10 protein-coding genes, 2 tRNA genes and 1 pseudogene are annotated in these 16,571 nt (G+C 63.0%); 2 read left to right on the top strand and 11 right to left on the bottom strand.

Going from position 1 to position 16,571, the window contains the following annotated elements; genetic code table 11:
* Nucleotides 1–213: 213 nt before the first annotated feature.
* The 9 genes from QA643_RS16060 to QA643_RS16020 form a co-directional block, all read right to left on the bottom strand.
* Complete coding sequence (locus QA643_RS16060) at nt 214–2,493, bottom strand: ABC transporter substrate-binding protein (RefSeq protein WP_349253274.1); 2,280 nt, start codon at nt 2,491–2,493, stop codon at nt 214–216.
* Nucleotides 2,494–2,954: 461 nt separating this feature from the next.
* Nucleotides 2,955–5,270, bottom strand: coding sequence for an ABC transporter substrate-binding protein (locus tag QA643_RS16055; protein WP_283034085.1), 2,316 nt, complete (start codon nt 5,268–5,270; stop codon nt 2,955–2,957).
* 347 nt (nt 5,271–5,617) lie between these two features.
* The gene (locus QA643_RS16050; protein WP_283034821.1) at nt 5,618–7,858 is read right to left on the bottom strand and encodes an ABC transporter substrate-binding protein; all 2,241 of its coding nucleotides are present in this window, start codon (nt 7,856–7,858) and stop codon (nt 5,618–5,620) included.
* A 418-nt stretch (nt 7,859–8,276) separates the two neighbouring features.
* Nucleotides 8,277–9,833, bottom strand: a complete 1,557-nt coding sequence (locus QA643_RS16045; protein WP_283034084.1) for a porin — start codon at nt 9,831–9,833, stop codon at nt 8,277–8,279.
* A gap of 794 nt (nt 9,834–10,627) precedes the next feature.
* On the bottom strand, nt 10,628–12,613 hold the full coding sequence (locus QA643_RS16040) for a VWA domain-containing protein (RefSeq protein WP_283034083.1): 1,986 nt from the start codon (nt 12,611–12,613) through the stop codon (nt 10,628–10,630).
* A complete protein-coding gene (locus QA643_RS16035) occupies nt 12,610–12,822 on the bottom strand; it encodes a hypothetical protein (RefSeq protein WP_283034082.1) in 213 nt (70 codons plus the stop codon). The genes QA643_RS16040 and QA643_RS16035 overlap by 4 nt, the downstream gene beginning before the upstream one ends.
* A complete protein-coding gene (locus QA643_RS16030; protein WP_283034081.1) occupies nt 12,812–13,402 on the bottom strand; it encodes a sigma-70 family RNA polymerase sigma factor in 591 nt (196 codons plus the stop codon). The genes QA643_RS16035 and QA643_RS16030 overlap by 11 nt, the downstream gene beginning before the upstream one ends.
* A gap of 416 nt (nt 13,403–13,818) precedes the next feature.
* Nucleotides 13,819–13,892 (bottom strand) — tRNA-Gly (locus QA643_RS16025).
* Nucleotides 13,893–14,201: 309 nt separating this feature from the next.
* Entirely contained in the window at nt 14,202–14,399 is a 198-nt protein-coding gene (locus QA643_RS16020; RefSeq protein WP_283034080.1) for a hypothetical protein, read from the bottom strand.
* Between the two features lie 195 nt (nt 14,400–14,594).
* Here QA643_RS16020 and QA643_RS16015 point away from each other — a divergent pair, with 195 nt between their 5' ends.
* On the top strand, nt 14,595–14,981 hold the full coding sequence (locus QA643_RS16015) for a YciI family protein (RefSeq protein ID WP_283034079.1): 387 nt from the start codon (nt 14,595–14,597) through the stop codon (nt 14,979–14,981).
* A gap of 127 nt (nt 14,982–15,108) precedes the next feature.
* Here QA643_RS16015 and QA643_RS16010 read toward each other — a convergent pair.
* Nucleotides 15,109–15,345: pseudogene (locus tag QA643_RS16010) on the bottom strand (GIY-YIG nuclease family protein); the annotation flags it as partial.
* Nucleotides 15,346–15,440: 95 nt separating this feature from the next.
* A tRNA-Tyr gene (locus QA643_RS16005) sits at nt 15,441–15,526 on the bottom strand.
* A gap of 206 nt (nt 15,527–15,732) precedes the next feature.
* Between QA643_RS16005 and rlmB the strand changes: the two genes are divergently transcribed.
* Nucleotides 15,733–16,560: a 23S rRNA (guanosine(2251)-2'-O)-methyltransferase RlmB gene (gene rlmB / locus QA643_RS16000; RefSeq protein WP_283034078.1), complete on the top strand. Its 828-nt coding sequence runs from the start codon at nt 15,733–15,735 to the stop codon at nt 16,558–16,560.
* The last annotated feature ends 11 nt before the right edge of the window (nt 16,561–16,571 follow it).

The raw sequence follows: 16,571 nt of genomic DNA, 5'->3' as shown, positions 1-16,571 counted from the left end.
TGCTTGCCGATACACTATTTTATACGGCTGAGCCCTGCGTTGTCGGCATAACGCCATCCATTCGCCGCCTTTGCCGCCTCACCGGCCGAATGAAACCCGCAGGCTGGAGAGCCGATGGTCGCAGCGTTCCAGGCAGTGACCGCCAGCCTCCCCCAAAAAAGCGACGGCCCGCCGAAGCGGGCCGTCTTGTCGTTGCAACCTAGTTACCCGCAATTAGCGAGGCGCTCCGGCCTTGGAGCGGTTGGCGCGCCACTCAAGGAATTCGCGATAGAGCGGATCGCGGTCCTGCGGAGAGAACGCGGTGGCAGCCGGCGCAGCCGACGGCGGCGGTGGCGGCACAGCGGCGGATGCCGACGAGACGGTAGCGCCTGACGCCAGCGGCATGTTGCGGTCGAGCCATTCCTGCGCCGCCTTGAAGCGGGTCCAGCCGGATACCGTCGCGCGCAGCGCCATTTCCTTCCACTTCGGATGGAACGGCGGCCGCTGCAACTGCGCGACCTTGTCGAACATGGTGTCGACCAGCAGCGCCAGGCGACGGTAACGGTCGCTGTTCGGGGCCCAGTTGTAAGAGGCCAGCACCGCTTCGGCCGAGATCGTCTCGACAAAGCCGCCCTCAGGCACGAGGCCCGGATAGTCCTGCGAGGACAGCTTGGAAGGCAGGTACTCTTCCTGCAGGTTCTTGGCGTAGTCGACCGGAACCAGATGCAGGTTGCGATCGGTGACCTGGTTCAGCCACTGCAGCGGCTTGCCTTCGATCGCCACGATCGCGTCGACCTCGCCCTTGCGCAGCATGTCCAACGCCAGGCGCGGCTCCTGATAGATCAGATGCGGCCTGATGTTGAGACGCTCGAACACGTTGATCGCGGTGACGAAGGTCGAGCTGTCGGGCAGATCGACCACCACGGTCTTGCCGTCGAGGTCGCGCATGTTGGTGATGCTCCTCGGCGCAAGGACGTGCATCTCCTCATTGAACATCTTCGCCACATAGACGAACTGGTTACGGATGTCCTTGGCAAAATCCTTGCGGTCGAGATAGGCCAGCGTGTCCTTGCGGACGATGCCAGCGTCGACGCCGCGCAGCAGCAGGATGTCCGAGACCGCCTGCACCGAGCCCCGGCCCATCACCGGAAGGATGCGCAGCGCCGTGCCATTGTCGAGCACGGAAGCGAGATCGGCGCCGACCTGCGCATAGGTCGAGCCGAACGAGCCGGTCATCAAGCTCACGGTATTGGCGTTGAGCTGGTTGGCCAGGTCGCGCTTGGTGGCAGTGCCGTACTTGAAGATGGTCTTGAAGGAATCGCTGACCGCGCCCGGATCAATGCCGCTGCGCACCGGCCCGAAGTGCTGCCACTGGCCGTTGGTGAAGCGCATCATCCGCATTTGCTCGATCGGGGCATGGTCGGATGGGCTGGTGTTGATCAGGATGCCCTGCACCATCATCGGAAGCTGGATGCCCTTGAGCCCGCGGGCCTGCTTCATGATGTTCTCGCGCGACAAGTCGTCGCCGCAGTTCTTCAGCACCTCGACCACCGATCGGCCGACCAGGTAGCCGAGAACGGCCTGGCCGTTGACCTTGCTGACGCTCGGCACATAGCGCTGCATGAAGGCGGTCCATTCGCGGAACACGGCGTCGCCGGCCGCGGCCGAGTCTTCGCCCTCGAGCCGGTAGGCCGCCGACATCAGGCCTTCCGCGTTTTGCGCGCCCGCCGGCTGGATCACCGCCGAATAGGAATTGGACACCGACGCAACGAACTGGTTCGGCCGCCAGCCGAGCTCGACGCTTCGCCGGATTGCCATCGTCGCAAATTTGGGCGTGGTGAACTGGATGAAGACGTCGGCATTCGAGGCCTTCAGCTTGGCGATCTGCGGGTCGATGTTGGCGTCGGTGACCTTGTAGGGCGCCTCGGCCACGACCGGAATCTTGCCGCTAAGGCCGTCCTTCAGGCCCTTCAGGTATTCCTTGCCCATGCCGTCGTCCTGATAGAGGACGGCGATTCGGCTCCGCGGATGGTTCTCCAGGAGATACTGCGCATAGATCTGGGCTTCAGCCGCGTAAGTCGGCAGGAAGCCCATGGTCCAGGGAAACTCCTGCGGCTGGTCCCAGGCCGCAGCACCCGACAAGGCAAAGAGCTGCGGGACCTTCTTTGAATTCAGATAGGGCTGGATCGCCGCGTTGGTGTTGGTACCGACGGTCGCCAAGGTGAAGAGGACCTGGTCCTCTTCGACGAGCTTGCGGGTCGCCTCCATGACCTTGGTCGGCTCATAGCCGTCGTCATAGATGATCATGTTGACCTTGCGGCCGTTGATGCCGCCTTCGGCGTTGACCTTGTCCATATAGGCCGCGATCACCTTGGCGATGACGCCATAGGCGGAGGCTGGACCGGTCAGGGGCGACGTGACGCCGATGCGAATTTCGTTGCTGGTCGGCGGTGCCGCCAGGCCCTGCGTGGCGAACGTCGCTCCCGCCATGGCGGCGAGCGCCACTGCCGCCACTGCGCTGCGCCGCGGCGCAGTGAAAAGCCGACGTAGGACGTCACGGGCCCCCGACCCGGACCATTGCCCCGCCCCACGAGTATTCATCAAAACCCGCATCCTGCCCCCTTTGAGCAATTCGATTGTGTGATTTTTCGAGCTGCGAAAATGTACCGTTTCAGGCCCACTCGGAGACATTGTGTCTCAATTGGATTGCTTTTGTGTCAAGCCCAGACACGTCACGCAGTTAGTCGATCGTGTGCTCGGCCGCGACAATTTTAGGCCCTTGCGTTACCAAAATCGCACGCTGTCGCACGCGCGCTGTCATGCGCGCGGCGGTTGCGCAAATTCGTTCCCTATTTGGATTCGCGAAATTGGCATTAGCCGGTGCGATGGCGCGGCACAAAACAGGCGGTGTGGGCCAAAATAAGGCGGCCCGCCAACTGGCGGGCCGTTCCGTCGCCGAATCGTGGCAGCCGTGACTACCGGTTGCCGGTTGCCTTGGCGCGGTTGGCGCGCCACTCCAGGAATTCGCGATAGAGCGGATCGCGTTCCTGCGGAGAAAGGACAGCGGACGGGAGCGCCGGCACGGCGGCGGATGCTGACGAGACGGCCGAGCCTGACGCCAGCGGCATGTTGCGGTCGAGCCATTCCTGCGCCGCCTTGAAGCGGGTCCAGCCGGCGACCGTCGCGCGCGGCGCCATTTCCTTCCACTTCGGATGGAACGGCGGCCGCTGCAACTGCGCGACCTTGTCGAACATGGTGTCGACGAGGAGCGCCAGCCGGCGATAGCGGTCGCTGTTCGGCGCCCAGTTGTACGACGCCAATACGGCTTCCGCCGCAACCGTTTCGACCAAGCCTCCCTCGGGCACGAGGCCCGGATAGTCCTGCGAGGACAGCTTGGAGGGCAGATATTCCTCCTGCAGCGTCTTGGCATAGTCGACCGGCACCAGATGCAGGTTGCGGTCGTTGACCTGGTTGAGCCATTGCAACGGCTTGCCCTCGATCGCCACGATGGCATCGACCTCGCCCTTGCGCAGCATGTCCACGGCGAGCCGCGGCTCCTGGTAGATCAAATGCGGCCGGATGCCGAGACGCTCGAACACGTTGATCGCGGTCACGAAGGTCGAGCTGTCGGGCAGATCGACCACGACGGTCTTGCCGTCGAGATCGCGCACATTGGTAATCGATCTCGGCGCGAGGACGTGCATTTCCTCGTTGAACATCTTCGCCACATAGACGAACTGGTTGCGAATGTCCTTGGCAAAATCCTTGCGGTCGAGATAGGCCAGCGTGTCCTTGCGCACGATGCCGGCATCGACGCCGCGCAGCAAGAGAATGTCCGCCACCGCCTGCACCGAGCCACGGCCCATCACGGGAAGGATGCGCAGCGCCGTACCGTTGTCGAGCACGGAGGCGAGATCGGCGCCGACCTGCGCATAGGTCGAGCCGAACGAGCCGGTCATCAAGCTCACGGTGTTGGCGTTGAGCTGGTTGGCAAGGTCGCGCTTGGTCGCGGTGCCATACTTGAACAGCGTCTTGAAGGAATCGCTGACCGCGCCCGCATCGACGCCACTGCGCACCGGGCCAAAGTGCTGCCACTGGCCGCCCGTGAAGCGCATCATCCGCATCTGCTCGATCGGCGCGTGGTCGGACGGGCTGGTATTGATCAGGATGCCCTGCACCATCATCGGAAGCTGGATGCCCTTCAGCCCGCGCGCCTGGCGGATGATGTTCTCGCGCGACAAGTCGTCGCCGCAGTTCTTCAAGACCTCGACCGTCAGCTTGCCGACCAGATAGCCCAGGACGGCCTGGCCGTTGGTCTTGCTGACGCTCGGCACATAGCGCTGCATGAAGGCGGTCCATTCGCGGAACACCGCGTCGCCGGCCGCGGCCGAGTCCTCGCCCTCGAGCCGGTAGGCCGCCGACATCAGGCCTTCCGCATTTTGCGCGCCTGCCGGCTGGATCACGGCCGAGTACGAATTGGAGATGGAGGCGGCGAACTGCAGCGGCTTCCATCCGAGTTCGGCGGCCCGCCGGATCGCCATGACCGCGAATTTCGGTGTGGTGAACTCGATGAGGACGTCGGCGCCGGAGGCCTTGAGCTTGGCGATCTGGGCGTCGATGGTGGTATCGGCCACCTTGTAGGGCGCCTCGGCCACGATCGGAATCTTGCCGCCGAGGCCGTCCTTCAGGCCTTTGAGGTACTCCTTGCCCATGCCGTCGTCCTGATAGAGGACGGCGATCTTGCTGCGCGGATGGTTCTCCAGCAGATACTGCGCATAGATCTGCGCTTCGGCCGCGTAGCTCGGCAGGAAGCCGACAGTCCAGGGAAACTCCCGCGGCTGATCCCAGGCCGCAGCGCCCGACAGGGCGAAGAGATGCGGCACCTTCTTCGCGTTCAAATAGGGCTGGATCGCCGCGTTGGTGTTGGTGCCGATCGTCCCCAACGCAAGAAGAACCTGGTCCTCTTCGACGAGCTTGCGGATCGCCTCCATCGTCTTGGTGGGCTCATACGCGTCGTCGTAGGTGATCATATTGACCTTGCGGCCGTTGATGCCACCCTCGGCGTTGGTCTTCTCGAAATAGGCCGCGACCACCTTGGCGATGACACCGTAGGCCGAAGCCGGACCAGTATACGGCGCGGTATTGCCGATCCGGATTTCGTTGCCGGCCGGGGGCGCGGCGACGCCTTGCGTGCTGAACGTCGCTCCTGCCATGGCGGCGAGTGCAAGTGCCGCCAGGCTGCGCCGTGACGCGGCGCACAGCCGGCGCGCGCCCAACCGGGATCGCAACATTTGCGTGATCTGTCGACGCGAATCGATCCTGGCCCGCATGGCGGTCCCCCCTATGTTTTCACACCCATGTTTTTTGCGCGTTGCTTAGACGGGTAGCGTTTGAACGCTACTCGTCAACATTGTATCTCAATCGGACTGATTTTGTGGCAAGTCCAGGCGTGCCGCACAGTTAGTCGATCGTGTGTTCGATCGCGACAATTTGGGGCATTAGCGTTACCGGGTCATTGCACGCTTCGGTTGTGCGATGATGACTTCAATCTTTAACGCGCGATCAAAACAGGACGGCCCGCCATGCGGCGGGCCGTCTCGTCATCTTTATCTCGATATCCCTGCCGTGGCAGTCGCGATTATCGGCTACCGGCCGCCTTGGCGCGGTTGGCGCGCCACTCCAGGAATTCGCGATAGAGCGGATCGCGTTCCTGCGGAGAGAGCGTGGCGGCAGCCGGCGGCGGCACGGCACCCGATGCCGCGGACACGGACGCGCTTGCCGGCATGTTGCGGTCGAGCCATTCCTGTGCGGCCTTGAAGCGGGTCCAGCCGGCCACCGTCGCGCGCGGAGCCATTTCCTTCCACTTCGGATGGAATGGCGGCCGCTGCAACTGCGCAACCTTGTCGAACATGGTATCCACGAGCAGCGCCAGACGGCGGTAGCGATCGCTGTTTGGCGCCCAATTATACGAGGCCAGCACCGCCTCGGCCGAAACCGTCTCGACCGAGCTGCCATCCGCCACCAGGTTCGGGTAGTCCTGCGAAGACAGCTTGGACGGCAGATATTCCTCCTGCAGCGTCTTGGCGTAGTCGACCGGCACCAGATGCAGGTTGCGGTCGGTGATCTGGTTCAGCCATTGCACCGGCTTGCCTTCAATCGCCACGATGGCGTCGACTTCGCCCTTGCGCAGCATGTCCACCGCCAAACGAGGCTCCTGGTAGACCAAGTGCGGCCTGATGCCGAGACGCTCGAACACGTTGATCGCAGTCACGAAGGTCGAACTGTCAGGCAGATCGACGACCACGGTCTTGCCGTCGAGGTCGCGCACATTGGCAATCGTCCGCGGCGCAAGGATATGCATTTCCTCGTTGAACATCTTCGCCACATAAACAAACTGGTTGCGGATGTCCTTGGCGAAGTCCTTGCGGTCGAGATAGGCCAGCGTGTCCTTGCGCACGATGCCGGCATCGACGCCGCGCAGCAGCAGAATGTCCGCCACCGCCTGCACCGAGCCGCGGCCCATCACGGGAAGGATGCGCAAGCTGGTGCCGTTGTCGAGCACCGAGGCGAGGTCTGCGCCCATCTGGGCATAGGTGGAGCCGAACGAGCCGGTCATCAAGCTCACCGTGTTCGCGTTGAGCTGATTGGCCAGATCGCGCTTGGTCGCGGTGCCGTACTTGAACAGCGTCTTGAAGGAATCGCTGACGGTGCCCGGATCGATGCCGCTGCGCACCGGCCCGAAGAACTGCCAGTGACCGCCTGTGAAGCGCATCAGGCGCATCTGCTCGATCGTGGCATGGTCCGACGGGCTGGTGTTGATCAGGATGCCCGGCACCATCATCGGAAGCTGCAGGCCTTTGATCGAGCGGGCCTGCTTCATGATGTTCTCGCGCGAGAAGTCGTCGCCGCACATTTTCAGGACTTCGACGATGAGCTTGGCGTTCAGATAGCCGTAGACCGCCTGGCCGTTCGACTTGCTGACGCTCGGGACATAGCGCTCCATGAAGGCGCTCCACTCCCGGAACGCTGCCGGTCCCGCGGACTGCGCGTCCTCGCCCTCCACGCGGTACATCGCCGAAATGATACCCTCGGCGTTTTCCACGCCGGCCGGCGCCATCACGGCCGACACCGATTCGGACACTGAAGCGAGGAAATGGATCGGCTTCCACCCGATCTCGGCATTTCGCTTGATCGCCATGGTGGCGAATTTCGGCGTGGTGAACTGCATGAAGATGTCGGCGCCCGAGGCCTTCAGCTTGGCGATCTGGGCATCGATGTTGACGTCCGTCACCTTGTAAGGCGCTTCAGCCACGATCGGAACCTTGCCGCCGAGGCCGTCTCTCAGGCCTTTCAGATAGTCCTTGCCGAAGCCGTCGTCCTGATAGAGCACCGCGATCTTGCCGCGCGGATGGTTCTCCAGGATGTACTGCGAATAGATGTGGGCTTCGGTCTGGTAGCTGGGCAGGAAGCCCATGGTCCAGGGAAACTCGCGCGGCTGGTCCCACATCGTCGCGCCCGAGGCGACGAAGAGCTGCGGGATCTTCCTCGAGTTCAAATAGGGATGGACGGCCTGGCTGGTGTTGGTGCCGAGGCCCGCGAGAATGAAGAGAACGTTGTCTTCCTCGACGAGCTTGCGGGTCGCCTCCATCGTCTTGGTCGGATTGTAGGCGTCGTCATAGGAAATGAAGTTGATCTTGCGGCCTTTGATTCCACCCTCGGCGTTGACCTTGTCGAAATAGGCCGCCAGCACCTTGCCGATCACGCCATAGGCGGAGGCCGGTCCGGTGTAGGGCACGGTGTTGCCGATCCGGATCTCATTATCGCCCGGCGCGGCCCTTGCCTTATCCGTTAACGCCGGCGCCGCCACCGCAGCCAGCATCAGCGCCGCGGCCGCCTGGCGGAAAGGCGCGGCAAACAGCCGGCGAACGGCGCGCGCGGTCCAAAGCCGCGATATATGCCCAATTTGAAGACGAGAATCGGTATTAGCCCGCATTGCGGTCCCCCCTTGTGTCCCTTGCCCATATTTTTTTCTTATTGTGCGCGTTGCGCAGACGTGCAGGTTTTCAACCCTACTCGCCGACAATGCGTCTCAATCGGAGTGATATTATGGCGAGTCTAGGCGCTCCGTGTGACATAGCTACTATCGCCGTTTGTTCGAGCGCGGAAGGCCGGGAATCGGCCGTTGATCGTTGCGAGTGCGCAACCGCACTGCACATGCGCGCAAATGTAAAGGCGCAATGAAAAACCCCCGGCAGTTGCCTGCCGGGGGTTCTCCTAGTGTTTCAAGTCTTTCGGGATCAGAAGTTACGCTGAGCGCGAACGTTCAGGAACACGGTGCTCTGATCGCGGAACTCGTAGACGGCGGTCGGCTTCGGAGCCGTCGGCGTCAGAGTGGCGGCACCGGTGAACTTCTGGTCGAGGAAGAACGCACCGACTTCAGCCGAGAACGTCAGGTTCTTGACGGGAGTCCAGCGGGTGACCACACCAACCTGGGCGAAGTTGAAGTCCGGGTTGCAGGAGTAGTCTGCAGACACGGCCTTGCCGGTGTTGTAGTTGGCGCACCAGGCACCCTTCGCCGAGGTGATGTCGAGAGCGTTACCACCGTAGCGCACCTGACCGTAGCTGCCCCAGAGGCTGGTCGACCAGTAGGGATCCCAGTTGTGGTTGAACGCACCACGGATACCCCATGCATCGACGAGCTTGATGCCGTCGGTGGCGCCAGGCAGGTACACACCATCAGCGGTCTGACCAAAGCCGATGCTCTGGTAAGCACCAACGCGGCCGGTATCACCGAACATCGTGAAGCTCGGCGAGGCACCGCTCGTGGAGACCACCGACTTCGTGGAGCCCTTGGCGTAGGTGGCGTCGATCTTGAAGTCGTCGCCGGGGCCGGTCGGCAGATTCTTGATCTGCAACGCAGCCATCACAGCACCGCCCCACTTGTCTTCGGGGTGGCCGCTGATTTCCGAGAGGTTATTCGGAGTGCCGTTGGCGTTGAGGTTGTTGTAGGAAGCGTTCACGAGGTGCGCCAAACCGCCGATCTGGAACAGACCCCAGGCCTGATCGACACGGATGTTGCCGACGATGTCGGGAGAATGCACGCCGCCGTAGGCTTGCGCGCCGGCCGTGGAGAAGCCGCCGAGTCCGCTCGAGAGGTTCAGCAGCGAGGTGCGGTTGTACACGGTCGGCTCATCCAGGCCGATGGTGCCCGACACGCCATTGCCGAACTGAACGGTGTACTGGATGTTGTTGACGCCGGTCACGTAGTCGGGACCGCCCATCAGGAACGAGTTGTTGTTGCCCGGATAGCCGTTCCAAGGCGAAGCGAAGGCCGAAACCGACTTACCGAAGGTGAAGCCGGCGAACTGCAGGAAGATCTGGTCAACGGCGACGTAGCCCGAGCCTGCAGAGTCGAGCAGGTTGGTGTTGTTGCCGAGGTTGGTCGCCAGCGAGTTCGGATTGAACGTGTTGTTGCCCAGCGTGCTGAACTGGATGTTGGCCTGACCGAAGGTGCGGACAACGCCGTATTCAGTGGCAGTGCGGGTATCGACCGTCAGCGAAAGACGCGAACGAGCCGCGAAGTAGTCACGATAGCGGTTGCCCTGGCCGATGTCGCCGCTCCACGCGGGACCACCGTAGATGCCACCGTTGAACGTGGTGTCGACGCGCAGATAACCACCCAGCTTAAGGCAGGTGTCGGTGCCCGGGATATAGAAGAAACCCGCGCCGTACAGGGAGCAGATCCTCACGTACTCGACCGCTTTGGCCTTGACGGGAAGATCGGCCGCCTGTGCTCCGCCCATGGCGATCAAACCCGCCGCTGAGCCGAGGATAAGGCTCTTAACCATCTTCATGTTAAACCTCCAAGTTGCTCTGTAGGGAAGGTTCCGGATCCGCTGGGTGAAACACCCTAAGGTTGGTTCCCTTGTCCCCTGAAACCCGCTTAGCCACTTCGCGCCTTCGGACACTCCCGCATGAACGCGAGGGACTTAAGCGAACCACCTAAAACGGGACGACCTCGGGATGCCCCCCTCCGTCGCGCCAACGATATGAAACGAACAGTTCCGAACAAGCAACAAAAGACAGCTTCGCGACGGCTCAGCCGGCCCGTTTTGTAGGCGCTTGTTGCATAATTGCCACGTCACCAAAACGTGAGCGACTGCAATAGGCCTTTGAAATTACAGGATATTATCCGACGCAGGCTTCGGGCCCTACGTCCTCCGTAAAGCTGCGGGTGGATAAGCCCGAGCGCGCAACAAACACCAAAGGCGCAGAATCACACGGCGCTACGGCGGCCGAATCTAACAGCGCTGAAGTGCGCGCTCGGGCGAGGCTTATCGAGGCTGAGCCACAAGCTGCGTTGGTTTCCGCGGCCGCCGCATGCCAGGCAGACGACGCATTCATTCCGTGCGCCCGCCCCCTTCCCGCCCGTCCACTGACAGAGTTTCTCCGCCGATCTTTCGTTTAGCACCGAAGATGAAACCGGCGCGCACCACGGTGCCCATGGCCGCCACGAGCACCAATGACGCCAGCCGAACTTTCGGTCTGACATTCATGGATGTGCCCGAGGCGGGTTCGGAGGGCCGGAGGCGGCTCAACTTTTCCTCCGTTGCACCAAATGGACGCACTGGCTCAAATCAAAAGCTGATCACGGTCGCAGCGGCCGCATGGCACTCGCCGTTTTGGCGGCGCGTACCAGTTGAAGGAACTCGGAGCGATATCCGTAGGGATCGTCGCCGCGCGCCGCCGACGCAATACGCAGCACGTCGTCATAGCCGAACTGGCCGGTGTGCTTTCCGCCACGTAGAATCTCAGCGAATGCGGCCACACTGGTTGCAAAGCGGGCATCGAGCGGCGCGTCCTCGAAGCGGCCATGCTCCGATGCGCGATCGATGGGTGTAGTGATCAGCACGCTTTGATCGGATCGCGGCAGCTTGTAGCGGATCTTGACGAAGGCATACTCGGCCTGCGATGGCGCGCCGCTCGCCGGGGCCTGCGCGCCGTATCTGAGATCATCGACCACGCGGGGCCCGCCGACAGGGACGATGTCGTAGAGCGCCGTCACGGTTTGCCCCGAGCCGACATCGCCGGCATCGACCTTGTCGTTTGCGAAATCGGCGCGGTTGAGCAGCCGCGTCTCGTAGCCGATGAGCCGATATTCGGCGACGGTCGCCGGATTGAACTCGACCTGGATCTTCACATCCTTGCCGATCGGAAACAGCGTTGAGCTCGCCTCTTCGACCAGCACCTTGCGCGCCTCGTTGATCGTATCGATGTAAGCGGCGACGCCGTTGCCGTTCTGCGCCAGCGACTGCGCCAGCGCGTCGTTGTAATTGCCGGCACCGACGCCGAGCACGGACAGGAAAATGCCCTTTTCGCGCTGACGCTCGACGAAACCCTTCAATTCATCAGGGTTGGTGATTCCGACATTGAAGTCGCCGTCGGTGGCGAGAATGACGCGGTTGACGCCGCCCGCGTCAAAGTTCTGCTCCGCAAGCGCATAGGCCTGCCGGATGCCCTCGGCGCCCGCCGTGCTGCCGTGCGCCTCGAGCCGATCGATCGTCGCCAGGATTTTCGCCTTCTCGGACACGGACGTGGGTTCAAGCGCCGTGCCGGCATTTCCAGCATAGGTCACGATCGCGATGCGGTCCTCGGGTTGCAGCTGGGTCACGAGCATAGCGAGCGACTGCTTGACGAGCGGCAGCCGGTTCTGCGGCTCCATCGAGCCCGACGTATCGATCAGGAAAACCAGATTGGCGCGCGGCCGGTTTGCCTGTTGCAGCGCATAACCCTTGATGCCGACGCGAATGAGCTTGCGGCCCTCCGCCCAGGGATTCGGAAACACGGCAACGTTGGCGCGGAACGGCTCGTTCGCCGATGCCGGCGCTTCGTAGGCATAGGGGAAGTAGTTGATCAGTTCCTCGGTCCGAACCGACGCGGGCGGCGGCAGGATGTTGCGGTTGAGCTGTCCGCGGACGAACGCGTATGACGCCGTATCGACATCAATGGAGAACGTCGAGACGGGCACATCGCGCGCGATCTTGAAGGCGTTTTCCGGCGCATTCGCAAACTTGTCGCGGCCAACAGGCTCGGACGCATCAGGAACGTGCTCGCGCCGGGTGTGGTCCAGCAAGGCGTCGGCCCGCCCCATCGGCTGCGCAAATGCTAATGGCGGCGGGCGCGTGGAGCTGTGATCAGTCCGCTCCGCAAGGCGGCTACGGCCGTCGACAAGCGGCGCCATTCCCTGCACGGGAGCCGGCACCCGGCCGGGCGCCCTCGTGGAAGAGGCCTGCGGAGCAATCCCGCCGGCGACCTTATTTTCCGCATTCGGCTTGGCGGGAGGCGGCGCCGCCGCAACCGGAGGCGCGGCGGCTTCCTGGTTGGGCTTTGCGGCCGGAGTAGCGGTCTGGATATGCGTTCGTAAGCGGGCCTCACCTTCGCTTTCCCTCTTTTCTTGCACGGTCGAAGGCGCTTGAGCGACGTCGTTGCTCGCCACCTTCTGTTCGACAGGCGCAGCGGCGACCTGCAATTGCGCGCGCTGCAACTGCGGCGGCCGCATGAGATGGAGATAGGCGCCCGATCCGGCAACAATGCAGGCCAAGCTGGCGGCCAGGAGATATCGCGTGCGCTTCATGACAAACCTCTCGCGTGACCGCCGCAAGGGCGCGGCGGTTCGCTCGATGAGACGGATGTCGGTCGGCATTCCTTGGCCGTCGTCGGCGTTTTTTCCTCGGCGCTTTTTTGATCGAAGCGCAGCAGCGCCTGTTGCATGGCCGCCGCACGCGCGTCCGGCGCTGGCGGCGGCGGGTCGGGCAAACGCATGATGTCGTGATCAGAACTCATCGCCAATGTCCTTCGCGAGACCTGCCTGCCGCCTCACCTCGTGCATGCGGCCGGAGATGGTCGACTCGGAGACGCCGAGCGCCGTGGCCGCCTCCGCGTGCGTCATGCCTTCGCCGACCACGAGCACGACCGTCTCCCGCAGCAGCGGCGAAAGCCGCGCCAGCTCGCTTGCGAGCCAGCTGCGACGAAACAAATCCCGGCCATCCGGCGGCGTCGCCATTTCGGCAAGCACGGCGAGATGGCCTTTCAGGCGCGTCAACGTCGAATGACGCCGATGGTGGTCGTGGCAGGCGTTGCGCACGATACCGACCAGCCAGGTCGTGAACTTCGCCTCGCCCCTGAATGACGCGATCCGTTCCACCAGTGCGCAGCAGACATCCTGGCAAATGTCCTGCGCGTCCGCCTGGGAGCCGGTCATGCGCCACGCGATGCGGTGCATGAGGTCGTAGTGACGCCGCAACAAGGCTTCGAAGGCGGCACGGTTGCCCTGTATGGCCAGACTGACGAGGTCGTCGTCCGTCGCGCCGTCATCCGGCGGCTCAGTCGCCTCTGCGCTCATAAGCTGAATGGCGCGCCCCATGCTCTTTCCTCAGGGACGAAAGTATTGAGCAGGACAATCGGGACCATGACCCGGTCCCTCGGCCAGTCCCGTCCAGGACCGCGATCGGATGCGCTTTGTCACTACCATGGTGTTTTCACTCGTCAGCCGAGGGTACCGGAAAGAGATTTTCCGGGCGTTCATGAACTCTGACGAATGAGACGCCGGAATCCTTGGGCGAGGTTCGAAAAAAACTTCCCGGCTGGCGCGACACCATGGCCATGCAGCGCTCTGTGGAGGCGGCAACGCAGGCATCGCGGCGGCAAACACGATCTGGGCGGCAAAGCCAGGCGATGCGCGAAACAATTGATCGGAAAGCGAGCGTGAGACGTGCAAGGCAGCCCAATCGTCGGAATGAAATCCGACCTCTCGCCAAGTCTCTAAGTCTTTGAAAAGGCTGGAGCGGGTGAAGGGAATCGAACCCTCGTATTCAGCTTGGAAGGCTGCTGCTCTACCATTGAGCTACACCCGCGCGGGCGTTGACCTAACACGCCATGCAGCCGGTCTCAACCCGCCCCACGCGCGCCCCATCCAAGCCCCTTTTGGACCATCCTTCGGCCCGGCGAGGCCCCTTAACAGGGACAGATTCGCTGTCTATATTGATGTTTCCACCAACAACGAAAGGAGGTGATCCAGTGTCTTATACCAAGCGCTGTCACCTCGCTGGGATCGCCCGCTAGGCTCTAATCCGGCCTGGCATCGGGGCGCTCTCAGCCCTGGCCAGCGAGACAACAATTGGGGCGCGACGGGAGCCATCCCGCCGCGCCTTTTTATTTGGCGATCAAGCGCCGCAGAAACCGATCCAGGGCGGCCGGCTACCGCGGCGGCTCTCGGCGAGGCGCTCGCCACCATTGATGGCGGAGCTGCCGTAGTAGCGGTGGTGGCCGGAAACGTCGTGCCAATCGCCGGCCTGCGACGAAGCTGACGGTGCGTAGAGCCGTTCGGCATCGCAGATGATCGTGGCTGGCTGGCGTCGCATGACCGTCTCCTTGACTGCTGCGCGCTATCTCGCGTTCTGCTCATCAGTCGGGAACCCGCCGTGCCGCGTTCAAGGGCAATCCGAACTATCGTGTTTCCGGAATGTTTCGTCGCGGCCATTTGTCGGGATGAAAGGAGCAAAATCGTCCTTTAAGGAGAGGCCGCTCCGCCCCAAGCCCCGATCAAGGAGAACATGATGCTCTACGCCATTCTCGCCTACCACGTCGAAGCCGAGGTGATGTCCTGGACGCCGCAGGAAGACGCGGCCGTGATGACCGGCCTGCTCGCGGTGCATGACCGGCTCAACGCCGGCAAGCTGCTCGGTCCCGCGGCGCGGCTCGGCGGCACGGCGGAGGCCCGCACCCTGCGCGGACCGGGCAACGGCATGGTGATCGATGGGCCGTTCGCCGAGACCAAAGAGCAGTTGCTCGGCCTCTATGTGGTGAACTGCGCCGATGCGGACGCCGCAATCGCCATTGCCCGCGACCTGCACCGCGTCAATCCATCCGCGGTTTATGAGATCAGGCCGATCAGGCTCTATCTGCCGGGCGAGGCGCTGCCGGAAACGGCGCAGGAGGGGTGAGGTGCGGAGCGAGCGCAGACGGCAACAACGACGGATGTGGAAAGCGAAGGATGGCTTGCTGAGCCGTAGCTCGCGGCCACAGCCCGCCTACGCCCGATGGGCTTCGGCGCGGCAGTTGTGGCAACCAGAGCCGTTTTCTAGCAAATGCGTGCCCTGACCCTGACTTGAGACATCGCTCGAACGTGCGAGCCTTTTGTTCGTCGGAGAAGGCAATGTATGTAACTAATCTCCAGGGAAGAAACTTCGAAGTGTGTGGAGATTTGCCTGCATTGTGGTCGGAGAGTCGCCTCTGAACGTCGGACGCCATTCCGACATAGCATTGGTCGGAAAAACGCTCGCTTTGCAGCAGATAGACATAATGCATTTGAGGCGGCCCTCCTTCGCCAAGGCTTCGGAGGGCATCCTGCTTCGCGGTCGGGAAGGCTGCAATCCTGCGAAGCGCCGTGGCGCGAAGCAGGATGGTGGGGAAGGAAGGACTCGAACCTTCGAAGCCATACGGCGGCTGATTTACAGTCAGCTCCCTTTGCCACTCGGGACACTTCCCCGTCCGTCAGCGTCAGGAACCGGCCGCCCGAGTGGCGGAGGACCGGACCATGGAAATGGCGCTGAGGCCGAAAGCGCGGATCAAACCGGCTGCGGCCGGCGCGTTTATGGGCGAAGGGGGGTGGCAAAGTCAACCAAGGCGGAGCACCAAAAATGCCCTCGAAGGGGGCAAATTGCCATATTCGGGCGCGCGTGACACAAGCTCCCCATGAGCGATCGCGACCGAAAGCCGCCATTTCGCCGGGGTGGCGGCAAACCCTTTGAAAAAGGCCGGAAATTCGCCCGTTCCGCCGACCGGCGCGAGCGCGATTTCGGCACCGACGGGCCGATGATTCTCTATGGCTGGCACACCGTCTCGGCGGCGCTCGCCAACCCGGAGCGGCGGATCCGAAAGCTGTTCCTGACCGAAAACGCCGCCCGGCGGCTGGCGGACGAGCATATCGAGACCCGCGTCGCCCCCGAGATCGTCCGCCCGAGCGTCATCGACCAGCGGCTCGGCCCCGACGCCGTGCATCAGGGGATGCTGGCGGAGGCCGATCCCCTGCCCTCGCCCGATATCGATACGCTGCCGCAAGAGGGCATCGTGCTGGTGCTCGACCAGATCACCGATCCGCACAATGTCGGCGCGATCATGCGCTCGGCAGCGGCGTTTGCGGTCAAGGCCATCGTCACGACCGCCCGCCACAGCCCGGAGGCCACCGGCGTGCTGGCGAAATCCGCCTCCGGCGCGCTGGAATTGGTGCCGTTGGTGACGGTGCAAAATCTCGCCCGCGCGCTGACCGAGCTGAACGACCGCGGCTTCATGACCGTCGGGCTCGACAGCGAGGGGACCGAGGATCTCGGCGCGGTCACGTTGCAGCAGCCCCTCGCGCTGGTGCTGGGGGCCGAGGGCAAGGGCCTGCGGCAATTGACCCGCGAGACCTGCCGCGTGGTGGCACGGCTCGACATGCCCGGCGAGATCAAGAGCCTCAACGTCTCCAACGCCGCGGTGCTGGCACTTTATATCGGCGCGAGCAGACTCGGACTGATGAAATGAAAAACGCCCGC

Source organism: Bradyrhizobium sp. CB3481, assembly GCF_029714305.1.
In the GTDB taxonomy this organism is placed as follows: Bacteria; Pseudomonadota; Alphaproteobacteria; order Rhizobiales; family Xanthobacteraceae; genus Bradyrhizobium.
Note: the sequence above shows the minus strand (reverse complement) of the source record. Positions and strands in the feature narration are given on the sequence as shown.